The organism is uncultured Sphingopyxis sp., from assembly GCF_900078365.1.
Taxonomy (GTDB): domain Bacteria; phylum Pseudomonadota; class Alphaproteobacteria; order Sphingomonadales; family Sphingomonadaceae; genus Sphingopyxis.
The window spans coordinates 547267-568930 of record NZ_LT598653.1; the positions used below are offsets into that span (position 1 = coordinate 547267).

General features: G+C 65.0%; 21 protein-coding genes. 14 read left to right on the top strand and 7 right to left on the bottom strand.

The features are described from left to right. The first annotated feature begins 35 nt into the window (after positions 1-35). On the top strand, positions 36-440 hold the full coding sequence (locus QZL87_RS02460; protein ID WP_295323332.1) for an Hpt domain-containing protein: 405 nt from the start codon (positions 36-38) through the stop codon (positions 438-440). On the opposite strand, the gene QZL87_RS02465 is transcribed toward QZL87_RS02460, so the two are convergent. Continuing rightward, on the bottom strand, positions 434-1690 hold the full coding sequence (locus QZL87_RS02465) for a DUF418 domain-containing protein (RefSeq protein ID WP_295323335.1): 1257 nt from the start codon (positions 1688-1690) through the stop codon (positions 434-436). The two genes, QZL87_RS02460 and QZL87_RS02465, sit on opposite strands and share 7 nt — an antisense overlap. A 148-nt stretch (positions 1691-1838) precedes the next feature. Here QZL87_RS02465 and QZL87_RS02470 point away from each other — a divergent pair, with 148 nt between their 5' ends. Continuing rightward, on the top strand, positions 1839-2618 hold the full coding sequence (locus tag QZL87_RS02470; RefSeq protein ID WP_295323337.1) for a Coq4 family protein: 780 nt from the start codon (positions 1839-1841) through the stop codon (positions 2616-2618). Positions 2619-2750: 132 nt separating this feature from the next. Here QZL87_RS02470 and QZL87_RS02475 read toward each other — a convergent pair whose 3' ends face one another. From QZL87_RS02475 to QZL87_RS02490, 4 genes are all read right to left on the bottom strand, one after another. Next, positions 2751-3491, bottom strand: coding sequence for a DUF72 domain-containing protein (locus QZL87_RS02475; RefSeq protein ID WP_295323340.1), 741 nt, complete (start codon positions 3489-3491; stop codon positions 2751-2753). Between the two features lie 301 nt (positions 3492-3792). Continuing rightward, on the bottom strand, positions 3793-6036 hold the full coding sequence (purL, locus tag QZL87_RS02480; RefSeq protein WP_295323342.1) for a phosphoribosylformylglycinamidine synthase subunit PurL: 2244 nt from the start codon (positions 6034-6036) through the stop codon (positions 3793-3795). A gap of 82 nt (positions 6037-6118) precedes the next feature. Beyond that, complete coding sequence (locus tag QZL87_RS02485) at positions 6119-6481, bottom strand: hypothetical protein (protein ID WP_295323344.1); 363 nt, start codon at positions 6479-6481, stop codon at positions 6119-6121. 64 nt (positions 6482-6545) lie between these two features. Next, entirely contained in the window at positions 6546-7199 is a 654-nt protein-coding gene (locus tag QZL87_RS02490) for a hypothetical protein (RefSeq protein WP_295323347.1), read from the bottom strand. A gap of 72 nt (positions 7200-7271) precedes the next feature. Between QZL87_RS02490 and QZL87_RS02495 the strand changes: the two genes are divergently transcribed. The 5 genes from QZL87_RS02495 (at position 7272) to queA (ending at position 10920) form a co-directional block, all read left to right on the top strand. Then, positions 7272-7535, top strand: a complete 264-nt coding sequence (locus QZL87_RS02495) for an exodeoxyribonuclease VII small subunit (RefSeq protein ID WP_295323350.1) — start codon at positions 7272-7274, stop codon at positions 7533-7535. Positions 7536-7540: 5 nt separating this feature from the next. Further along, positions 7541-8461 (top strand): polyprenyl synthetase family protein, encoded by a 921-nt coding sequence (locus tag QZL87_RS02500; protein ID WP_295323352.1) that lies wholly within the window; start codon positions 7541-7543, stop codon positions 8459-8461. Continuing rightward, complete coding sequence (gene coaD, locus QZL87_RS02505; RefSeq protein ID WP_295323353.1) at positions 8461-8967, top strand: pantetheine-phosphate adenylyltransferase; 507 nt, start codon at positions 8461-8463, stop codon at positions 8965-8967. Before QZL87_RS02500 ends, coaD begins: the two co-directional genes overlap by 1 nt. Before the next feature lie 87 nt (positions 8968-9054). Continuing rightward, complete coding sequence (locus QZL87_RS02510) at positions 9055-9861, top strand: peptidylprolyl isomerase (protein WP_295323356.1); 807 nt, start codon at positions 9055-9057, stop codon at positions 9859-9861. Between the two features lie 24 nt (positions 9862-9885). Then, positions 9886-10920 (top strand): tRNA preQ1(34) S-adenosylmethionine ribosyltransferase-isomerase QueA, encoded by a 1035-nt coding sequence (gene queA, locus QZL87_RS02515; RefSeq protein ID WP_295323359.1) that lies wholly within the window; start codon positions 9886-9888, stop codon positions 10918-10920. On the opposite strand, the gene QZL87_RS02520 is transcribed toward queA, so the two are convergent. Then, positions 10917-11606 carry a helix-turn-helix domain-containing protein gene (locus tag QZL87_RS02520; protein WP_295323362.1) on the bottom strand — a complete coding sequence of 230 codons (690 nt, stop codon included), beginning with the start codon at positions 11604-11606 and terminating at the stop codon, positions 10917-10919. The genes queA and QZL87_RS02520 overlap by 4 nt on opposite strands. A gap of 526 nt (positions 11607-12132) precedes the next feature. Here QZL87_RS02520 and QZL87_RS02525 point away from each other — a divergent pair. The 6 genes from QZL87_RS02525 (at position 12133) to QZL87_RS02550 (ending at position 18528) form a co-directional block, all read left to right on the top strand. Continuing rightward, positions 12133-12657, top strand: a complete 525-nt coding sequence (locus QZL87_RS02525) for a hypothetical protein (protein WP_295323364.1) — start codon at positions 12133-12135, stop codon at positions 12655-12657. A gap of 139 nt (positions 12658-12796) precedes the next feature. Beyond that, on the top strand, positions 12797-13546 hold the full coding sequence (locus QZL87_RS02530; protein WP_295323367.1) for a hypothetical protein: 750 nt from the start codon (positions 12797-12799) through the stop codon (positions 13544-13546). 97 nt (positions 13547-13643) lie between these two features. Beyond that, a complete protein-coding gene (locus tag QZL87_RS02535) occupies positions 13644-14447 on the top strand; it encodes a fimbria/pilus periplasmic chaperone (protein WP_295323369.1) in 804 nt (267 codons plus the stop codon). 185 nt (positions 14448-14632) lie between these two features. Further along, a complete protein-coding gene (locus tag QZL87_RS02540) occupies positions 14633-17071 on the top strand; it encodes a hypothetical protein (RefSeq protein ID WP_295323372.1) in 2439 nt (812 codons plus the stop codon). 8 nt (positions 17072-17079) lie between these two features. Next, complete coding sequence (locus QZL87_RS02545; RefSeq protein WP_295323375.1) at positions 17080-17997, top strand: hypothetical protein; 918 nt, start codon at positions 17080-17082, stop codon at positions 17995-17997. Positions 17998-18114: 117 nt separating this feature from the next. Then, positions 18115-18528, top strand: a complete 414-nt coding sequence (locus QZL87_RS02550; RefSeq protein ID WP_295323377.1) for a hypothetical protein — start codon at positions 18115-18117, stop codon at positions 18526-18528. 58 nt (positions 18529-18586) lie between these two features. Here QZL87_RS02550 and QZL87_RS02555 read toward each other — a convergent pair whose 3' ends face one another. Next, on the bottom strand, positions 18587-19255 hold the full coding sequence (locus tag QZL87_RS02555) for a helix-turn-helix domain-containing protein (RefSeq protein WP_295323380.1): 669 nt from the start codon (positions 19253-19255) through the stop codon (positions 18587-18589). A 219-nt stretch (positions 19256-19474) separates the two neighbouring features. Here QZL87_RS02555 and QZL87_RS02560 point away from each other — a divergent pair, with 219 nt between their 5' ends. After that, positions 19475-21664: an EAL domain-containing protein gene (locus QZL87_RS02560; RefSeq protein ID WP_295323382.1), complete on the top strand. Its 2190-nt coding sequence runs from the start codon at positions 19475-19477 to the stop codon at positions 21662-21664.

A 21664-nucleotide genomic window follows, 5' to 3' on the forward strand; every position in this document is an offset into this window, starting at 1 on the left:
CCACCGGCCGAATATGAACACCAAGGGACGGAACATTGGACGAAATCCTGGTCGATTGGGAAGAATTTCGCGCGACGCGCACCCAATTGGGGGCCGCTTTCGTGCGGATTCTCGGCTATTTTCGTGAGGACGGCACCAAATCGGTCGCCGCGATCGAAGAGGCGATGCGCGCGCGCGACGCCCGCGGCCTCGTGATGCCTGCGCATACGCTGAAGAGCGAAGCGCGCCAGTTCGGCGGCGAGAAACTGGGTGCGCTGGCCGAGGATATCGAGATGTTCGCGAGGGCCTGCGTCGAAAGCCAGACCAGCCCCGACGAATATCTGCCGCGCGTTGTCGAACTGCGCCGGTTGTTCGAGGAAACGCTCGCCGCGCTCGAGCGCGAAGCCAATCCGCTCGTCCAGCGCCGCCCGGCGGGCTTCGGCCGCGCCGCGAGTTACTGAGCGGCCGCGACCTTCTTCATCGGCTGAACCCGCCAGCGCGACAGGCTGCGCCACAGCCATTCGAGCGGTCCGTAATGATAGCGTTCGAGCCAGGGCTTCGACCACAGCAGCATCGCGGCCCACATGCCGAAGCAGAAGAGATAGAGCGGCAGACGGCCGACGCTGCCGAACAGGCCCAGCCCATAGCCGTAGAAGATCGTCGTCATGACGATCGAGGTGACGAGATAGTTGGTGAAGGCCATGCGTCCCGCCGCGGCGAGGCGCGCGCGCACGGCAGCGCTCGCCCGGGTCTGGATCAGCAGCATGATCAGCGCCGCCCAGCCGACGGTCATCAGCGTGTCGAACGGGATCGATAGCGCGATCGTCGAGCCGAAGATCGCCACCGCGTCATAACCCGTTCGCATCTGGTAGACGGCAAGGCCCGCCAGCGGGGGCGCCGCGATCAGGAAGCAGATCAGCGCCCATTTGCGGTAGCGCGCGGCCTCCCACTCACCGGTGAGCATGCGCGATTTGAACAGCGCCATGCCGATCAGCATCAGGCCGATCGTTTCCCACAGGAACATGCTGAGGAAGAAGATCGGATCGCCGCCCATTTCGCCCGTGCGGTGCGCGACAATGCTGGAATAGCTGCCGAGATAGAGCGCCATTTCCTTCGCATAGGCCGGCGTCGACGGACCCATGTCGGCGTTCATCTGCGCGAGCGCCTCCTGCATTCCCGTGGCCGCCTCGGGCGGCAAGGTGCCTGCCTGCGCCATCGACAGCATCGACCACAGGCTGGCGGGCAGGCCGATGCCGATCAGGAAGAAGGGGATCGACCAGAGCAGCAGCGCCTTCACCGACAGGTTGCGGAAGAGGAAGAGCAGCAGCCCGCAGATCGCATAGAGAAAGAGGATGTCGCCGAACCAGATCAGGTAGAAATGCGCGAGGCCGAACAGCGCCAGCCAGACCATGCGCGAATAATGCGCTCCCGCGGCGCTGCGCCCCGCCGACGCGGCGCTGTCGATGACGAGCAAGGTGCTCGCGCCGAACAGCATCGAGAAAAGTCCGCGCATCTTCGAATCGACAAGGACGAAATTGAAGAACCAGGTCGCAACGTCGGCGCTGCCCGGCGGCCCCCCCGCCGCGGGGTTGGCATAGGCCTGAAAGGGCAAGGCGAAGGCGACGATGTTCATCGCCAATATGCCCATCACCGCGACCCCGCGAATCGCATCGAGGCTTTCGTAACGCGTTGCCGCCGCCTGACCGTCCATGCCGCATTCCCCTTCGGCCGAAGACGAGGGGTATCGCGCGCGCCGCGGAGCGTCGAGCGATTATTGCGCGCCGGCCGGCGGGCCGCTATTGACATATATGTCAGTAATGCTATTTCGGCACGATCAGATGATTCGAGCGAGAACCGCCATGACCCCCACCATCTTCTCCCACCCCGACCGTCAGCCGCAGAAGTTCCGCCCGTTCAAGGCGTTCCAGCACTTCCGCAAGCTTATCAAGGACAAGGAAGATACCGAGCAGGTCTTCCACATCTTCGAGAATCTGCCGCGCAAGGGGTTCATGGACGATGCGCGCGCCTTTGTGACAAGCGATTTCGGCCGCAAGCTGATGGAGCGCGAGCCCTATCTGCCCGATCTGCTCGACGATCATGGCTGGATCGACGAACTGCCCGAGGGCAGCGTCGGCCACGCCTATGTCAGTTTCATGCGCCGCGAGGGGCTGTCGGCCGCGGGTCTCGTCGCCGAAAGCGAGAAGATGGGCCGCCCGCAATATGACGATCAGGTGCAATGGTATTCGAACCGGCTGCGCGACACGCACGACCTGTTCCACATTCTGACCGGCTATGGCCGCGACGCGCTCGGCGAGCAGTGCGTGCTTGGCTTCACCTATGGGCAGACGGGCAATTACGGCAATTTCTTCATCGCCTATGCCGGCGGCTACGAGGTGAAGCGCAGCATCAGGAGCGACGCCCCCGTGTTCGGCGCGATCCGCCAGGGCCAGCGCCACGGCAAGGCGGCGAAGCCGATCATCGAGCAGGACATCCGCTCGCTGCTCGCCGAACCGCTCGAAGCCGCGCGCGCCCGGCTGGGGATCGGCGAGCCGACGCTCTATAAGGAAGCGCATCGCGCTTACCGCAGCCGCGGGATCGATCCGTACAACTTCCTCGCTGCGCAGGCGGCGGCGGCTTGATATAAGATCCTCCCTGCGCCGTAGGCGTGGGGAGGGGGACCGTCCGCGTAGCGGATGGTGGAGGGGCCGCGTTATACCTCCGTCAGCGGCGATGCCGCTGCCACCTCCCCATCGCTACGCGACAGGGAGGATTTATTTGCCTAGTTTCGCGATCAGCGCCTGTGCCGCAGCCGGGTTGCGGACCTTCGCGCCCGCGATGAAGAAGATGTAGACGTCGCGGCCGCCCTTCGCCCATTCCTTGGCGCGCTTGGCCCAATGGTCGAGCGCCTTGTCGTCATAACCGGTTTCGACATCCTCCCGCGACCGCTGGAGCCGCGCGTAGGTGAAGTCGGCGGTCTGTTCGTCGATGCACGGAAATTCGTCGCTGTCGGCATAGACGGCCGCCATGTTCCGCTCGCGCAGCAGGTCGGTGAAAGCGGGGTCGCGGAAGCTTTCGTGGCGCACCTCGATCGCGTGGCGCAGCGGCAGGCCGTCCTGCGTGTCGGGAAGCAGATCAAGGAAGCCCGCGAAATCATCGCGGTCGAATCGCTTCGTCGCCATGAACTGCCAGTGGATCGGGCCGAGCCGGTCGCCGAGCCGCGTCAGGCCTTGCGTGAGGAATTTCTCCACCGACGCGGCGCCGTCCTTCAGCACCTTGCGATTGGTCGTGAAGCGCGATGCCTTGACGCTGAACTTGAAGCCGTCGGGGACCGACGCCGCCCAATTGGCGAAGCTTTCGGGCTTCTGGCTGCCATAATAGGTGCCGTTGATCTCGATTCCGGTCAGATGCTCGCCCGCATATTCGAGCTCGCGTTTCTGCGGATGCTTCGGCGGGTAGAAGGTGCCGCGCCACGGTTCATAGGTCCAGCCGCCGATGCCGACATGGATGGTCATGACTCGGTTTTCTCCTGCGAACCGCTGTGCCTGTTTCCTTATCTCGCACAAAGGCACGAAGGCACAAAGGGGGTGCGAAACCGGACCGTCGTCATGCGCGTCGAATCCTGATCATCGTTGATCGTCATCCCGGCGAAGGCCGGGATCTCATCGCCTCGGCTTGACGCACCGGCGAGATCCCGGCCTTCGCCGGGATGACGATTCCATCAAGAATGAACGCGCATCAACCGGGCACGAGGGTTCCATTGCGCACCCCCTTTGTGCCTTCGTGCCTTTGTGCGAGTCATTTCTCGCAAACACATCAGGCAAGCGCCGCGTCGGCCCCCATCAGGTTCGGGAAGAAGCCCTCGTGCGCTTCGCGGAGTTCCGCGAGTGTCACCTGATGGTCGCTTTCGGGCAGCTCGAAGACGATGCGGTCCTTGATCGTGCGGCCGAGCGGGTCGACCGGCACGTCGGCGCGGCCTGCGGCGTCGAGGAAATCGGCGAGGCAGGTGTCGCAGACGGTGACGAGGTAGAGACCCTGATCCTCGCCGAAGAAGCTCTCGGCGACGCCGAAGGGCTGTTCTTCGCTGACCAGCACGCCGATGTTCGACTTCAAGGCCATTTCGGCGAGCGCAACCGCGACGCCGCCGTCGGAGACGTCGTGGCAGGCGGTGATCCAGCCCGCGTTGATCGCGGCGCGGATGAAGTCGCCGGTGCGCTTTTCGGCTTTCAGGTCGACGGGCGGCGGCGGGCCTTCCTCGCGGCCGAGGATTTCGCGCAGCCACATTGACTGGCCGAGATGGCCCATGCGCTCGCCGACTGCGAGGACGATGTCGCCGGTGCGCTTGAAGCCGATGCCGACGGCTTTGGCGAGGTCGTCGATCACGCCGACGCCGCCGATCGCGGGGGTCGGCAGGATCGCGCTGCCGCCGCCGGTCGCCTTGGACTCGTTATAGAGGCTGACGTTGCCCGAGACGATCGGATAGTCGAGCGCGCGGCACGCCTGGCCCATGCCGTCGAGGCAGCCGGTGATCTGGCCCATGATCTCGGGCCGCTGCGGATTGGCGAAGTTGAGGCAGTTGGTTATCGCGAGCGGCGTCGCGCCGACCGCGGTGATGTTGCGCCAGGTCTCGGCGACCGCCTGCTTGCCGCCCTCGACCGGGTCGGCATAGCAATAGCGCGGCGTACAGTCGGTCGACATCGCGAGCGCGCGGTTGGTGCCGTGGATGCGAACGAGCGCGGCGTCGCCGCCGGTCTGCACCGTGTCGGCGCCGACCTGGCTGTCATATTGTTCCCAGATCCAGCGGCGGCTGGCGATGTCGGGGGTGCCCATCAGCGCCTTGAGGTCGGCCGCAACATCCTTCGTCTCGGGGACGTTCGCAAGATCGGGCTGCTTGGGCGTCGGGACATGCGGCCGGTCGTAGAGCGGCGCGTCGTCGGCGAGCGGCGCGAGCGGGATGTCGCAGACGATCTCGCCCTTATGCTCGAGCACCATGCGCCCCGTATCGGTGACGGTGCCGATGACCGCGAAGTCGAGCTCCCATTTCTCGAAGATCGCTTTCGCGAAATCCTCCTTGCCGGGTTTCAGGACCATCAGCATGCGTTCCTGCGATTCGGACAGCATCATCTCATAGGCCGTCATGCCGGTTTCGCGCTGCGGCACATCGTCCATCCTGAGGTGGAGGCCGACGCCGCCCTTCGACGCCATCTCGACCGACGACGAGGTGAGGCCCGCGGCGCCCATGTCCTGGATCGCGACGATCGCGTCCGAGGCCATCAGCTCGAGGCACGCCTCGATCAGCAATTTCTCGGTGAAAGGGTCGCCGACCTGCACCGTCGGGCGCTTTTCCTCGGCATCCTCGCCGAAGTCCGCCGACGCCATCGTCGCGCCGTGGATGCCGTCGCGGCCCGTTTTCGATCCGACATAGACGATCGGATTGCCGACGCCGCTCGCGGCCGAATAGAAGATCTTGTCCTGCTCGGCGACGCCGACGGTCATCGCGTTGACGAGGATGTTGCCGTCATAGGCCTTGTGGAAATTGACCTCGCCGCCGACGGTCGGAACGCCGACGCAATTGCCGTAACCACCGATGCCGTGGACGACGCCCGAGATGAGATGCTTCATCTTCGGATGGTCGGGGCGGCCGAAGCGCAGCGCGTTGAGGTTCGCGACCGGACGCGCGCCCATGGTGAAGACGTCGCGCAATATGCCGCCGACCCCGGTCGCCGCGCCCTGATAGGGTTCGATGTAGGACGGGTGGTTGTGGCTCTCCATCTTGAAGATCGCGGCGAGTTTCTTGCCGCCTTCGCCTTCGCCGATGTCGATGACGCCGGCATTTTCGCCGGGACCGCAGATCACCCACGGCGCTTCGGTGGGCAATTTCTTGAGGTGGATGCGCGAGCTCTTGTAGCTGCAATGTTCGGACCACATGACCGAGAAGATGCCGAGTTCGACGAGGTTCGGCTCGCGCCCGATGGCGTTCAGGACGCGATCATATTCCTCGGGCGAAAGGCCGTGTTCGGCGACGATTTCGGGGGTGATGGCGGGCGCTTGCTGAGTCATGGCGCGCCTTTAGCGGGAGGAGCGCCAAACGAACAGACCCCATGATGCGAAAACATCATGGGGTCTGCGGTCGGAGAGAGGGTCAGCGCGAGGCGAGGGTGGCCGTCTCGCTCTTGAGCGGTTCGACGTCGCGGAGGGTGAAGCTCACCTGCTGCGAGCCGACGGTGCCGCGCACGCGGTGGCTGCCGACGCGGAGCGTGAACGGCTTGCCGGTGCGTTCCTCGACGCCGCTGATCACGCGGGTGTCGCCCACCTGCTTGACCGTATAGCTGTAGGTCGCGCCTTCATGCTCGAAACGCTTGACCGGTTCGTCCTTGGCGAACGCGACGGCGGGCGCCAGCGCGAGCAGGCCGAGGGCGGGGAGAATATATTCTTTAATGGTGCAAGTCCTTGTCGTTGAACAAAACTTGCCTTCGAGCCCCTCTCTTCTTGTGCGGTGCAGCATGGCCGGCGTCGCGCGCGCCGGCAATTGCAAAAAACAGAAACGCGATTGCGCCGGGACGAAGCGGTCAGCGGGCCGCGCGCCGCCGGTTCGCGCCCGCCCACGCCGCGGTTCCGGCGAGCAGCGCATAGGCGAAGAGCATCGTCGCGGGGATTGCGAGCGAATAGGCGGGCTCTTTCGGACCGAACCAGTCGATCGCCTGCGCCAAGGCGAGCAGGGCGGCGAGAATCCAGAGCCGGCGGTTGCCCGCGGGCGCCTCCGTGCGGCGCAGATAATAGAGGAAGGCGCCTCCGATCAGCAGTATTTCCAGCGGCATCGCGATCATCGGATGGTTCCAGAGGCCGAGCCCCAGCTTCGGCGGCGCGCCATAGAGCGTCAGGTCGGGGATATGGACGAGAAGATCGATGAACCAATGCGAGACGACGACCAGCGCGGCGCCGATCGCGGCCTCGCGCCGCTTCGTGACGAGCTGGACCAGCAGGCCGAACGCGACAGCCCAGAGCGCCGCGCCGAGCAGGCTGTGCGTATAGGGCATGTGATGGAGGTCCATCGGGTTCATCGCGGTGATGCCGGGAGCGATCCGCATCGCCTCTACGCCGGGGACGAGCAGCGCGGCGAAACCGATGTCGACCAGCTGCGCCGCGACGAACAGCGTTCCGAGCCCGGCCGCCTTCGGACGGGTCGCGGCGATCAGCGCCGGAGCGAAATGGCCGATGAACATGGCACGACGCTATAGGGCAAAATCACCACGTCAAGCTTGACCGCGAGGGGGCGAAGGGGCCAAAGCAGGGCGATGACGGATACCCCCGACCCCGCTGCCGCCGCGGACATCGCCTCGCTGTCGTTCGAAGCCGCGATGGGCGAGCTCGAAACGATCGTGCGGCGGCTCGAAAGCGGCGACGTCAGCCTCGAGGAATCGGTGACGCTTTACGAGCGCGGCCATGCGCTCCGCGGTCATTGCGAAGCGCGGCTGGCGGCGGCGCAGGCGCGGATCGAGCAGGTCAGCCTGGGCGCCGACGGCCGGCCCGCGGGAACCACGTCCTTCGGCGAAAGCTGATCCAGGTGGCGCTCGCCGACGACCAGCTTTCGCGGAGCACGCAATTGCTGCTGTCGACCCAGGCCGAGGTGGTGGCCGGGATCGACCGGCTGTTCGACCAGCTGCTCGCCGTGCCCGCCGATCCGCGCGGGCCGCTTTATGAAGCGATGCGCCACGCCGCGATCGCCGGCGGCAAAAGACTTCGCCCGCTGCTCGTCCGCGCGGCGGGCGATCTTTTTCATGTCGATCGCGCGCTCAGCTTGCGTGTCGGCGCGGCGGTCGAGGCGATGCACGTCTATTCGCTGATCCACGATGATCTGCCGTGCATGGACGATGACGACATGCGCCGCGGCAAGCCGACGGTTCACAAGGCGTTCGACGAGGCGACCGCGGTGCTCGCGGGCGATTCGCTTCATGCTCTCGCTTTCGAATGGCTGTGCGACCCGGCGACGAGCGCCGACCCCTTCGTGCGCGGCGAGTTGTGCTGCGAACTTGCGCGCGCCGCCGGCCCCGCGGGCATGGCGGGCGGGCAGATGATGGACCTCGCCGCCGAGACCTCTAATTTCGACCTGCCGACGGTGACGCGGCTCCAGCAGCTGAAGACCGGCGCGCTGATCGCCTTCTCGGTCGAGGCGGGGGCGATCCTCGCGCGCATCCCAGCCGAGGGACGCCGGCCGCTGCGCGGCTATGCGCGCGACATCGGGCTGGCTTTCCAGATCGCCGACGACATATTGGACGTCGAGGGCGACGAGGCGCTGGCGGGCAAGGCGCTGCACAAGGATGAAGCGGCGGGCAAGGCGACTTTCGTCACCCTGATGGGGATCGAGCGCGCGCGCGAACAGGCGGGATTGCTCGTCGAACAGGCGACCCAGCATCTGGCCGGCTTCGGCGAAGAGGCGGCGCTGCTGCGCGCGATCGCGCGCTATGTCGTGGAAAGGGACCGTTGATGCGGGTGGGGGTTTATCCGGGGACGTTCGATCCGATCACGCTCGGCCATATGGACATCATCCGGCGCGGCGCGAAGCTCGTCGACCGGCTGGTGATCGGGGTGACGACCAACATCACCAAATCGCCGATGTTCGACGACGACGAACGCATCGCGATGGTGAAGGCCGAGGTCGCGTCGATCGAGGGCGACATTCGTGTCGTCGGATTCAACTCGCTGCTGATGGATTTTGCGGAGCGCGAAGGGGCCACCGTCATCGTCCGCGGGCTGCGCGCGGTCGCCGACTTCGAATATGAATATCAGATGGCGGGGATGAACCAGCAGCTCAACGACAGGATTGAGACGGTGTTCCTGATGGCCGACGTCGGCCTGCAGCCGATCGCGTCGCGGCTGGTCAAGGAAATCGCGATCTTCGGCGGCGACATCCATAAATTCGTGACGCCAGCGGTTCGCGATGCGGTGACGACGCGCATCGCCGAACGCGGCCTTCGCCAGGGCGAGGCGTGACACCATCCATTGAGCGTTCAGCTTTTTCGGGTTAGGGCGCGCCGGACGGGGCGCAGTTCCGGAATGTTACACAAGGGCCGATCCAGCATGAAATTTTCCTTCCGCCCCATGATTCTCACGGCGATGGCGCTCGGTCTTGCGACGGCGGCCGTGGCGCAGGAAGCGCCGCCCGCACCGTCGCCGAATCCCGAGACGAGCCAGCCTGCGCCGCCGGTCGAAACGCTGCCGCCCGCGCCCGTCGAAACGCCGCCCGCAGGTGATGCGGCGGAGGACGGAGCCCCGGCGGCCGAAGCGCCCGCGGCTCCCGCGATGCCGCCCGAGCAATATATGGGCGTCCCCGAATATATGCTCAACCTCGACCTTTCGACGGGCGGGCGCGTGGTCGTCCAGCTCTATCCCAACGTCGCGCCGAACCATGTCGAGCGCGTCAAGCAGCTCGCGCGCGCGGGTTTCTATGACGGGATCAAGTTCCATCGCGTGATCGACGGCTTCATGGCGCAGACGGGGGATCCGACCGCGACCGGGCAGGGCGGCTCGCAGCTCCCCGACCTCAAGGCCGAATTCAATCCGACCCCGCATCTGCGCGGCACGCTGTCGATGGCGCGCGCGCAGAGCGAAGACAGCGCGAACAGCCAGTTCTTCATCATGTTCCAGCCGCGCTTCTCGCTCGACCGCCGCTATACGGTGTTCGGCCGCGTCGTGTCGGGGATGCAATATGTCGATGCGATCCATAAGGGCGAGCCGCCGGCCGTGATGTCGCGCATGGTCCAGGTGTCGGTCGCCGCCGACAACAAGCCGATGCCGCCGGCCTCGATGCTGACCGAGACGGTGCCCGCGCCGGCGGTGGTGCCCACCGTGACGGTCGACGAGCTCAACGCGCCGATCAGCCAGTAATCCCGGGGAGGCGCGCGAACCGTCATGCGCGTCGACGCCTTCGATTTCGACCTCCCCAACGAGCGCATCGCGCTGCGCCCCGCGCGCCCGCGCGATGCGGCGCGGATGCTGGTAGTCGATGGCGGCGAGATGATCGATGCCGGCGTGCGCGATTTGTCGTCGTGGTTGCGCCCCGGCGATTGCCTCGTCTTCAACGACACGCGCGTCATTCCTGCACAACTCGAAGGGCAGCGCGGGGATGCGAAGATCAGCGCCACGCTGCACAAGCGCGTCGACCTTCGCCGCTGGCAGGCGTTCGTGCGCAATGCGAAGCGGCTGCGCGTCGGCGAGACGGTCGATTTCGGATCGGGGGTCGAAGCGGTCGCCGAGGAGCGGCTGGCCGATGGCAGCTTCATCCTCGCCTTCGCTGGCGACGAGCCGGTCGAACTGCTGCTCGAGCGCGCGGGCACGATGCCGCTGCCGCCCTATATCGCGGGCAAGCGCGCGACCGACGCGGACGACCGCAGCGATTATCAGACGATATTCGCGCGGCGCGACGGCGCGGTCGCGGCGCCCACCGCGGCACTGCACTTCACGCCCGAACTGCTCGATGCGCTGGCGGCGGCGGGGATCGGAACCGAGACGCTGACGCTCCACGTCGGCGCGGGCACCTTCCTGCCGGTCAAGGCCGACGACACCGACGATCATGTCATGCACGCCGAATGGGGGCGGATCGAGCCCGAGACGGCCGCGCGGCTCAACGCGGTGCGTGCGAAGGGCGGGCGGGTGATCGCGGTCGGGACGACCAGCCTGCGCCTGCTCGAAAGCGCCGCGGCCGATGACGGCACGATCGCGCCCTTCGCTGGCGATACCGCGATCTTCATCACCCCGGGCTACCGCTTCAAGGCGATCGACGGGTTGATGACCAATTTCCACTTGCCGCGCTCGACCCTGTTCATGCTGGTCAGCGCGCTGATGGGACTGGAGACGATGCAGGCGGCCTATGCCCATGCGATCGGGAAGGAATATCGCTTCTACAGCTATGGCGATGCGAGCCTGCTGTTGCCCGCGCGACCTTAATATTCGATCGTGATCCGGACCCGGTCGGGTTCCACGCCGGCCAGCATGGCGATGCCTTCACGGCTCGTCTCGATCAGCGCTTGAAGCCGCCTTGCCGTCGTTGACGCATCGGTTGAGGCGCCGCTGGACTCGCCGGCAAGAAGCTCGCGTTCGGATATGCCAAAGACGTCGGCCAGCGCGATCAGGTTGCTGCGCCGCGGCATCGTCTTGCCGCTTTCCCACGCCCAGATGCTCGGCTTGCTGAAACCCGTCCGGTTCGACAGTTCGGCGCGGCTGAGGCCGCGCTCCTGCCGCAACCGGCGCAGCCGGTCGGCCAGCATTTCGCCGTCGGCTTCGGCGTCGGCGGGATCGACATCCCGCGGGAGGGGGTTGCGCAACTGCGCGGCGCTGAGCGCGGCGCGCGAGAGCGGCCGGTCGAAACGGCAGCCCGCGAGCGCCTCGCTGCGCCACACGATGGTCGCCGTGCAGCCGGGCGCTTCGGGCAAGCTCACCGTGATCCGCTGGCCGATGTCGAGATCGGAAGCCGTTTCGATCAGCATGCCGGTGGCCGACAGATTGTGGATCACGACCATGGTGCCCTGGTGGTCGCCGAGCGACCCCGAGGTTTCCAATCGCATGTGCATGCGCGGGGCGCCGCGCGCTCCGTCGGCGGGCTCTTCCTGTTCGATCATCGCGTGAATGGGCATGGCTCAGCCCTATGCCGGACAATCGGTTGTGGAGAGGTTAAAGGCGCGGGCCACCCGGCGGGCCATGCGCCCGGGAGACGGGAATCGGCAAGGTCGATCCCGTGAGGGCGAGCCGAACCGTGCGCCGATTGCGACCGGTCAAGCACCGCGTTGCCGCGGATTTTCGCCGATTTTTGCCTCGTTGAGCTGCAAAAACTTAACCTGTATTTAATAATCGAGTTAAGTTTTTCCGGCGCATTGTCTCGATTCCGGACGCTGTCGTTCTCGGCGTCGCCGGCGCATGGGAGCGATTAACCCCTGTAATGCCCCGGAATCCGTCCTTTCTCTTGGAAGTTGAAAGGCATTGGCGCCGGAGATTTTCAAATCATCGCCATTTTGAGGGTGTGAACCGAACTTAATCTCTGTAGTAAGTTTTTCTTAACGGAGGGGGGTGAGTCGGGTCGCGACTCCCCGGGCGTCGGGGGATGCCCAAAGGTCATCCGCGAAGCGGAGCCGGAAACCGTTTGGTTTTTTGGGGGGTTGAGTCATGAGGTTCATGCTCTTTGCGCTCGCCGCGGCGGCTGTTGCTGCGCCAGCGAGCGCCGAGGAAATCCGGAACGTCAAATCGCTCGACATCGCGGTCAGCGGCGCCATTCGCCAGCATTGCGCGATGGGAAGCATCGGCGACATGGATTTCGGCAATCTGGAACGCCGCGGCCTGGGCATCGAAACGCGCGTCGCGTTCGATTGCAATGTCCCGTTCACGATGACGATCAAGGGCGCTCGCGGCGGGTTGACCCACACAATGATGCCGAACGGGCAGGGCCCGTACAGCGGCGTTCTCCCCTATAATCTGGCCGTCGAAATGCCGGTGCGATACCCGTCGCGGCAGGTGGTGAGCCGGTCCTTCAACAGCCGCCAGCTTTTGGCCGGCGGCATCATTTCCAGCAATGGCGGCATCGCCACCGACGGCATGCGTCTGGCGGTCGAACTGGGCGAGCCTTCGGGCGAAGCCGGGCTGCTCGCCGGCGAATATTCGGAGACGATCACGATCACCGTCTCTCCGATTTAGCGAATTCGTCCGCGGGCGACCGCGGACGGTAGCCGGAAGGGCAGGCACCGCTGCTCTCCCGGTCTCCGACCAAACCGGTGCAGGTATTAGGCCGCAATCGGCAAATGCGCCGGGGCGGTATAATAGAGGGAAGAAGATTATGAAGAAGATCCTTAGCGGCACCATCGCCGCCATCGCGCTTATCGCGACGCCGGCCGTCGCCCAGACGAACGAGCGTCATTATGCCGGTACGGTTTTTGGTATCCCGTACACGTCGACCAACCCCAATGGCCTGGAAACGCTCGGCCTTGAGCTGGGTCTTCTGGCCGGCGTTGGCACGCGCTACCGCGCACAGACCGACGTTCCGGGCGACAGCGAAGACGCGACCCCGACCGTCAACGTCGTGTTCACGCTGAGCGGTACCGTCAACCGCGACTGCTCCTTCTACGCCGGTAACAACTCGAACGCCCGCAACATCGACTTCGGCGTCATCGGCGTCCGCACCGGCGACAATGAAAACGTCAACTCGGCGTTCGAAATGGTCGGCGATGCAGAAGCCAATATCGACACGCTGACTGCTGGTTGCAACACCAACAATGTCGTCGAAATCAACAAGAACGACATCCGCGGCCTCGTGAACCTGAACCCGGGCGGTTATGACACCGACGAGTTCCAGGCGAACATCCCGTACGCAGTGACCGCTTCGTGGACCGGCGTTGCGCTGAACGCGCAGACCACCGGTACGCCGCAGTCGCTCAACGTTCCGACCACCGGCAACGCCGGTCAGAAGCAGCAGGGCGCATGGCGTTCGCGCATGGACATCGACATTGTTGCTCCGGCCGTGACGAACAAGGGCCTGGTCGCTGGTGACTACACCGGCACGACCACGCTGACGCTTCGCGCTCTCTAAGCGTAGCTGAATGGGGAAAGGGGAAAGAGCGATCTTTCCCCTTTCTTTATGGTTTAATGCGATTATGTCCGCGGATCGGGACAGGGGGATGGGGATCATGACCGCTTTGGCGACGATGAAGCGTCATGCGCGCGCGCTGCTTGCTGCGTTTGCCGCACTGGCATTGATTGTCACCCCGGCGCTGGCGATGCGCGTGTCGCCGATGGTCGTCGAAATGGAATCGCGCGGCAGCAACGCCGTGGCGCGGATCGAGGTCCAGAACATCAATCCCGGCAATCTCGCGTTCCAGACGCGCGTTTTCCGAATGGAAATCGACAAGGACGGGAATATCGTCGAAACGCCTGCCGACCAGGATTTCCTCATTTTTCCGCCGCAGGGCGTGCTGCCGGCCGGCGGTCGCCAGGTCGTCCGCCTGCAATGGGTGGGCGGCGCCGAACTGGCGGCATCGCAGGCCTATTATGTTTCGGTCGAGCAATTGCCGGTCGCCTTCGAACCCGGCGCCGCCGACGCGATCGGGGCACAGGTGCAAGTGCTCTACAACATGCGCGCGCTGGTGGTCGTGGCGCCCCCCGGGGCAAAACCCGACGTGAAGGCGACCACGGTCAAGCAGGCCATGTATCAGCCGCCCGCGCCTCCTGGATCGAAGGAATTGCCGCCGATGCAGGACGGGGTAGAAATCACCCTGCGCAACGAAGGCCGCCGTCACGCGATGATGTCGAATTTCGGCTGGCAGCTCGAAGGCACGGGCACCGATGGCAAATGGCTGCGCGTCGATATCTCGCCCGAGGAACTCAATCAGGCGGTCGGTACCGGTTATGTGCCCGCTCAGGGTGAGCGCGTCTTCCGCGTGCCGGTTCCCGGCTTTGGCCCCGGTCCGATCAAGCTCTCGTTCAAACAGTGAAAGCCGGATTCGCCCTGTGCTCGGTTGCGCTGTCCGCGCTGTGCGCGGGCACGGCCGCTGCGCAGGTGTCGATTCCGTTGCCGCAGGGTCCGCGGTCTTCGCCGCCCGCACAAGACCCCGGCGCACCAACGACCATTCCGTTGCCGGGCACGCCGATCCCGCCGATCCCCACACCGACTCCTGTGATGCCGCAGCTTCCGATCGGGGCTCATGGTCGTCCGGACATCAATCCTTACGACCGCGACATCGAAATGACGGTGCCGCTGACATTTCAGAGCAGCAGCCTGGGCGATATCCCGATGCTGCTCACCGCCGACGACCGCTTCCTGCTCGAATCGGCGACCTTTCTGCGCTTGATGCAGCCGGTGCTGAACGAAGAGGCGCATGCGGAACTGTCGTCGCACCTCATGTCGCTGCCCAATTTCGGTCCCGACGATCTCGGCAAGACCGGGGTCCAGCTGACATATGACCCCAGCACGCTCGCGGTGGTCGTGGTCGAGGTGTCGGCCGAGCAGCGCGCCATCAAGGATATTTTCGCGCCCCCGCGCGAGGACGCGAACGATGTGACGTTGCAGCCCGCGGGGTTTTCGGCCTTCCTGAACCTCAGCGCGATCCAGAGCTATTTGTGGGAGGGCGACCAGGCCGATCCGCCGACGATCAACTTCGACGGGGCCGTGCGGCTCGGCCGGTTCGTTTTCGAGGGCGACGCGCAGCTGGGGCAACAGTTCGGCGTGACCGGGGACAGTTACAAATTCACGCGCAACTATGCGCGCCTCGTTTACGACGAGCCGGAGGATTTCCGGCGCTGGTATCTCGGCGATCTCGATCCCGAAATTCGCGGCCAGCAATCCTTCGTTGAAATGGGCGGCATCGGCGTGCTGCGCCAGCGCCGCCGTTTCAACAGTTTCCGCTCGGCGATCCTTCAGGCCAATCGCCAGCTCATCCTGCAACGCGAATCGACTGTCCGTTTCATGCGCAACGGGTCGCTCTATCGCGAGGTCCGGCTGCAGCCCGGCCGTTACGATTTCAGCTCGCTGCCGCTGATCGCCGGCAGCAACGACGTCGATATTCAGGTTACCGACAACAGCGGCGCGGTTCAGAACCTGTCGTATCAGCAATATCTCGACCCGATCGACCTCGATCCCGGCGATTATGAATATGGCGCCTTTTTCGGTCCGACCAGCCGGACCTTCGGCGGTGCGCCCGATTATCGCGGCACCGTCGCCTTCTCCGGATTCTTCCGCAAGGCCTTTTTCAACCGCCCCGCGATCGGCGTCGGCCTTCAGGCGAGCAAAGACGTCCAGACGCTGACCGGGCAGACCCAGTTCGTCCTTCCCAACGGCGGCCGCCTGTTGCTCGATGCCGGCGGCAGCAATTCGAAGACCGCCGGTACGGGCTTCGCCGGCGGCGTCAGCTATGAACATTTCATCGATCGCGAAGGACTGTCCGACAGCTTCACGCTGCGCGCCGATTATCTGTCGCCCCGCTTCGCCAACCTGGGCAATATCGACGGGATCAACACCACTTCGGCGACGGTGACGGGACAATATTCACGGCAGCTTTCCATGCGCCTGACCGCGACGGCATCGGCCTCCTATCTCAAGGGGCGCGGCGACGTCGGCGATAGCTATCGCGTCGGCGCGACGGGCTTTTATCGCCTCGACCGGCGCTGGACTCTCCGCGCTGGGGTCGATTACGCCAAATTCCCGTCGGCCTTCTCGCGCGGCAACGGGGTCAGCTTCAACATCGGCATCGTGTTCCAGCCCGACTATCGCCGCCGCGCCGAGGCACGGTACGAGAGCCGCGACAATCTCGGCGAGCTTTCCTACAACCAGAGCGGCCTCAACCAGCTCAACAGCGTCGGCTTTGGCGGGGTCGTCACGCGCGATGACAACAGCGCGCGCGCGCTGGGCTATGCGACCTATTCGGCCAATCGCTTCGATGCGTCGATCAGCCACGCGACATTCGGACCCAGCTTGTCGGACGTGGCCGACCTTAACGTCACGACGGTGCGGGTCGGCACTTCGCTGGCCTTTGCCGACGGCGGCTTCGGCATCGGGCGGCGGATCAACGACAGCTTCATGCTCCTCTCGCCGCACAAGAACCTCGGCAAGCGCAGCGTCGTCGCCGGCCAGTCGCTGGCCGAGAATAATTATATCAGCAAGAGCGGCGCGCTGGGGGCGGCGGTCAACAACTTCCTCGGCTCCTACGCCACCCAGTCGGTACAATATGACGTCGAGGATCCGCCGACGGGCTACGATACCGGGCCGGGCGTGTTCCGCGTCCATCCGCCGTACAAGAGCGGCTATGCGGCGCGCATCGGCACCGATGCGTTCGCCAGCGCGATGGGGACATTGATTCTGGCGCCGGACAAGCCCGTGTCGCTGATCGGCGGCCGTGTCACCTTGCTCGATGTGCAGTCGACCGAGACGCCGAAGCCGATTCCCTTCTTCACCAATTCGATCGGGCGCTTCGCGATCACCAACCTGCTGCCGGGGCGGCGCTACCTGGTGGAAACCTACGGTCCCAATGGTACAATCGACCGGAGCTTCGAATTCACGGTGCCGGCGGACACCGATGGTCTGTTGAACCTCGGTACGGTTCGCCCCGGCACGAAAAATTAGGAGGCATTATGCTGCGCCATACCCTGTTTCTCGCCGCGGCGGTGCTGGCGATGCCGCTTCACGCGCAGGCGCCGGCGCCGGGTGCCGCTATTCCCGGTGCCGAATGTCTTGTCCGGATCAATGCGACACCCCAAAGCTGGCTGATCCAGGGATATGACCCTTTTGACGGAGCCATTCCCGAGGGCACGTTCGGTGTCACTTTCGTAAACGAGGGCACGGGCGAGTGCCGTTTCACGCCGGTGTTCGACCTCGTCCAGCCGCCGTTCGGCCTGTCGAAGGGCAGCGGAAAACGGATCGGTTACGCGCTGCTCAACCTGACCGACACGCAGGATGTGACGCCACGTGCCGGGCGGACGCAGCGGAATCCGTCGCAGCGGATGCTGACGCTGGGGGCGAACGGATCGCGCACCTTGTTGTACAAGCTCGTCGCCGACGCCGACGATGTGAAGGATTCGGGTATTTTTACCCAGGATGTGACGATCGAGGCGCAGGACGGCAGCTTCCGTTCGCTCGGCGGCACCCAACTCGTCCTCGGCATCAATGTCCTGCCCTCGGCACGGATCGGCCTTGCCGGCGCTTACACGATGAGCGACGGGCATGCGGTGGTCGACCTCGGCGAACTGCGGCCGGGTGTCGCGCCGGTGCCGCTCCAGCTTCGCGTCGCCAGCACCGGTTCTTACGATCTCAACGTCACCTCGGCCAATTCGGGCCGCCTGCGTCTCGGATCGAGCGATTGGTATGTGCCGTACAGCCTCGCAATCGGGGGCAACTCGGTCAATCTAACGGGCGTGCGTACGATATCCGGGCAGACGAATGGCGGGCTGCGCCGCGAAGCGCTGCCGATCCAGTTCCTGATCGGCGACACGTCCGATCGGCGCGCCGGAGTGTATAGCGACGTCGTCTCGATCTCGGTGACCGCGCGCTGACGCGGCCTGCTTTGCCCGGCCTCCATTGTCAATTTTCTGACGCCCCTTAACTGAATGTTAGATTCGCGAGCCTAGATAATCATCCAAAGCTTCGGCCTACTGGCGGAAAGGTTACGGATGATCAGGAAATTCTCGCTCGGGCTTGCGAGTGTCGTGCTCGTTGCCGCGCCGACGACTGCCATGGCGGCGTCGTTCGGTTTCAACCTCCGCCTGACGGTCGCGGTGCAGTGCAACGTGCAGCATCAGCCGACCGGCTTCGGTGTCGTCAGCGGCGACGCCGTGTCGCTCGGAACCTTCCGCGAATATTGCAACGCGCCGGCGGGCTATGATCTGGTGATCAACTATGAGCCGGGTTCGCTGGAAGGCGCGCGGATCATCGCGGGAAGCGACGAGATCATTCTCAACGGTTCGGGCCACGCCGTGCTCAGCCGCGCGACCGGCCCGCGGGTCAGGGAGCGGTCGATCGCGGCCATCCCCGGCGAACAGGGTTTCGATACCGATCGCTTCGAATTGCGGATCATTCCGACCTGACGTCCATCTTCTGACGAATCGACGTCGGGAGAGCTTTGTCGCCGCGTGGCGGGGGCGACTATATCTCGATGGTCAGCTTGATATTGGCGGGAGCGACGCCGGCCGCCTTCGCGATCTGTTCCTTCGCACGGGCGACGAGATCGCGCAGGCTTTCGGTTTCTTCCAGCCCGAGAAGCTCGTGAATTTCGACGCCGAGCATATTTGCCAGCACTTCCACCCGGCCGGCCTTGGGCCGGGCCTTGTCGAGCTCCCACGCTGAGATCGACGGTTCGCTGACACCCAGCCGCGTGGCAAGCTGTCCCTGCGTCAGCCCTTTCGCGGTTCGCAGCCGCTGCAGGCGGGCTCCGAAACTTTCGGTCGACGATGCCGGCCGGGGTTGGGCCGCATCGGGCCCGGCTTCGACCACCACGCTGCGGAGCTGCGCGGCGCTGAGCGTCGCGGGGGAGATCGGCATTTCGAACTGGCATCCGGCAAGGCGGCCGCTGGTCCAGATGACCTTTGCCGCCGTTTTGCCGCTGTGCGGAAGATTGACCTCGATCACCTCGCCGATTTCGAGCGGCGCGCCGCTCTCGACGAGCATCCCCGTCGCCGAGATATTATGGACCAGCGCCTCGATTTCGGCGCCGGTCGCCTTCGACCCGTGCAGCGGCAGCCGCAATTGCCGCCGCGACGCGCGCCCCTTGCCCGCCGTTCGCGGAGCATCGTTCAGATATACGGTCATTGGCATGCGCGCATCCATCGCGAGGCCCATATTAACATTTGGCTTCGTGGAAAGGTTAATGAGGCAGGATGAGCGAAAGTCGCGGACGCGGCGATGCGCTGGCGCGGGGCCGGTCAGATCGCCCGGATGTTTCGCTTTGGGGCAAGACCCTCGATATTTACACTATCGCAATCTGTTGCCGCGCATAGCGGCCGCATAGTGGGGATCAGATAAAGAGTTTTTTGGATGGACGGGCCATCGCGGATCGATTCCGGGGACGGGGGACAGGAGGGTGCCGACGAGGCCCAGCGCGGCTTTTTCGGCATGCTCGGCTCGCGCATCGGCAAGCAGCGCGGCGAGGCCGCGGCGGATCTGCGCACCCATGAGGCGCTGCTGCTGCTCCGCAATTACGAAGAAAGCGGGCAGGGCTGGTTCTGGTCGACCGATGCCAAAGGACGGCTGACCTATATCACCGATTCGGTGGCGCGGTTGATGGGACGGGCCGGCGGTGCGCTGCTGGGCGCCGCCTTCACCGACCTGTTCCTGCCCGCCGACAGCCAAGGCGAACGCCAGCGCACCTTGCCCTTTCTGTTGACCAGACAGTCGAAATTCCACGAACTGCCGCTGCGCAGCGCCTTCGAAGGCGACGATCGCTGGTGGGCGATCTCGGGCCGGCCGCAATTCGACGGTGCAGGCAAGTTCACCGGCTATCGGGGCAGCGGCACCGACATCACCGCGCAGCGCCGCTCGGCCGAGGACGCATCGCGGCTCGCACTCTATGACTCGCTGACCGGTCTCGCCAACCGCTTCAACATCTCGAAAAAGCTCGACGCGACGCTCGCGGCCTTCGCGCAGCAACAACGCTCGTGCGCGATCATGCTGCTCGACCTCGACCGGTTCAAGCAGGTCAACGACACGCTCGGCCACCCGGCGGGCGATGCGCTGCTGAAACAGGTCGCCGAACGCCTGCTCAAGATCGTCGGCGACAAGGAGATGGTGAGCCGCCTCGGCGGCGACGAATTCCAGATCATCCTTCCCGACATCGAGGATCGCGGCAAATTGGGCGAGATGGCGACCGACATCATCGCCAGCCTGTCGCAACCCTATTCGGTCGAGGGCAGCCGCTGCATCATCGGCGCGTCGGTCGGCGTCGCGATCGCGCCCTTCGACGGGCAGGGCAGCGACGACCTCGTCCGCAACGCCGATCTCGCGCTCTATGCGGCGAAAGGCAACGGGCGCGGCCGGTTCAGTTTTTATTCGAGCGACTTGCATCAGGCGGCCGAGGATCGGCGCATGCTCGAGGAGGATTTGCGCGACGCGCTGGCGCGCGGCGAAATCGCGCTTTGCTATCAGCCCGTCGTCCATTCCAAATCGAACATGGTGACGGGGGTCGAGGCGCTGATCCGCTGGACCCACCGCGAGCGCGGCGTGATATCGCCCTCGGTCTTCATCCCGATCGCCGAGGAAGCCAATCTGATCTGGAAGCTGGGCGAATGGGTGCTCCGCCAGGCGTGCGCGGATGCGGCGGGCTGGCCGGGCGACATGCGTGTCGCGGTCAACGTCTCGCCGATCCAGTTCGCGAACGCCGATCTGCCCAAGGTCGTCGCGCAGGCGCTCGAGGCGTCGGGCCTCGCGCCGGGCCGGCTCGAACTGGAAATCACCGAAAGCGTGTTCCTCGGCGATACGGCCGAAACGAACCGGATGTTCAAGGCGCTGAAGGATCTGGGGGTCCGCCTCGCGCTCGACGATTTCGGCACCGGTTATTCGTCGCTCGGCTATTTGCAATCGGCACCGTTCGACAAGATCAAGATCGACCAGAGCTTCGTCCGCGATGCCACCGTGCCCGGGTCGCGCAACGGCGCGATCATCGCCGCGATCGTCGCGCTGGCCGAGGCGCTCGAAATGGAAACGACCGCCGAGGGCATCGAATCGCTCGACCAGCTCGACCTGATCCGGGGGCTCCACGTCAGCCATGTCCAGGGCTATGTCTACAGCAAGCCGGTGCCGCAGGCCGAACTGATGGAGCATGCCGAAGCGGGATCGTGGACGATCAAGCCGTCGGGGCCCGCGCGCCAGCGCAACGACCGTTTCTCGCTGTTCCGCAAGGTCGGGGCGATCCACGACAATCACCGCTACAATGTCGTCATACGCAATCTGTCGACGACCGGCGCCTTTATCGAAGGCCTTTTGGACGTGCCCGTCGGCACGCGCTTCGTGATCGATTTCGGCGAGGGGCAGCTCGTCACCGCGACCGTCCGCCGTTCGGCGAAGCATCAGCAGGGCATCGAATTCGAACAGACGATGGTCAGCGACGGCAATGGCGGGCTCTGCACGCGCCACCGCGTTTCGCCCTATCTGATCGCGGCGGCGGCGCAGCAGACGAGCGCACTCGCGCTGCCGGCCTTCACGACGACGGGCGACTGGAAAGCGGGCTGA

Excerpts from the sequence above, each read along its gene's own strand:
- QZL87_RS02465 (WP_295323335.1), bottom strand. The coding sequence starts at position 1,690 with ATGGACGGTCAGGCGGCGGCAACGCGTTACGAAAGCCTCGATGCGATT.
- QZL87_RS02470 (WP_295323337.1), top strand. The coding sequence starts at position 1,839 with ATGACCCCCACCATCTTCTCCCACCCCGACCGTCAGCCGCAGAAGTTC.
- QZL87_RS02475 (WP_295323340.1), bottom strand. The coding sequence starts at position 3,491 with ATGACCATCCATGTCGGCATCGGCGGCTGGACCTATGAACCGTGGCGC.
- purL (WP_295323342.1), bottom strand. The coding sequence starts at position 6,036 with ATGACTCAGCAAGCGCCCGCCATCACCCCCGAAATCGTCGCCGAACAC.
- QZL87_RS02485 (WP_295323344.1), bottom strand. The coding sequence starts at position 6,481 with ATGCTGCACCGCACAAGAAGAGAGGGGCTCGAAGGCAAGTTTTGTTCA.
- QZL87_RS02490 (WP_295323347.1), bottom strand. The coding sequence starts at position 7,199 with ATGTTCATCGGCCATTTCGCTCCGGCGCTGATCGCCGCGACCCGTCCG.
- QZL87_RS02495 (WP_295323350.1), top strand. The coding sequence starts at position 7,272 with ATGACGGATACCCCCGACCCCGCTGCCGCCGCGGACATCGCCTCGCTG.
- coaD (WP_295323353.1), top strand. The coding sequence starts at position 8,461 with ATGCGGGTGGGGGTTTATCCGGGGACGTTCGATCCGATCACGCTCGGC.
- QZL87_RS02510 (WP_295323356.1), top strand. The coding sequence starts at position 9,055 with ATGAAATTTTCCTTCCGCCCCATGATTCTCACGGCGATGGCGCTCGGT.
- queA (WP_295323359.1), top strand. The coding sequence starts at position 9,886 with ATGCGCGTCGACGCCTTCGATTTCGACCTCCCCAACGAGCGCATCGCG.
- QZL87_RS02520 (WP_295323362.1), bottom strand. The coding sequence starts at position 11,606 with ATGCCCATTCACGCGATGATCGAACAGGAAGAGCCCGCCGACGGAGCG.
- QZL87_RS02525 (WP_295323364.1), top strand. The coding sequence starts at position 12,133 with ATGAGGTTCATGCTCTTTGCGCTCGCCGCGGCGGCTGTTGCTGCGCCA.
- QZL87_RS02530 (WP_295323367.1), top strand. The coding sequence starts at position 12,797 with ATGAAGAAGATCCTTAGCGGCACCATCGCCGCCATCGCGCTTATCGCG.
- QZL87_RS02535 (WP_295323369.1), top strand. The coding sequence starts at position 13,644 with ATGACCGCTTTGGCGACGATGAAGCGTCATGCGCGCGCGCTGCTTGCT.
- QZL87_RS02540 (WP_295323372.1), top strand. The coding sequence starts at position 14,633 with ATGCCGCAGCTTCCGATCGGGGCTCATGGTCGTCCGGACATCAATCCT.
- QZL87_RS02545 (WP_295323375.1), top strand. The coding sequence starts at position 17,080 with ATGCTGCGCCATACCCTGTTTCTCGCCGCGGCGGTGCTGGCGATGCCG.
- QZL87_RS02550 (WP_295323377.1), top strand. The coding sequence starts at position 18,115 with ATGATCAGGAAATTCTCGCTCGGGCTTGCGAGTGTCGTGCTCGTTGCC.
- QZL87_RS02555 (WP_295323380.1), bottom strand. The coding sequence starts at position 19,255 with ATGCCAATGACCGTATATCTGAACGATGCTCCGCGAACGGCGGGCAAG.
- QZL87_RS02560 (WP_295323382.1), top strand. The coding sequence starts at position 19,475 with ATGGACGGGCCATCGCGGATCGATTCCGGGGACGGGGGACAGGAGGGT.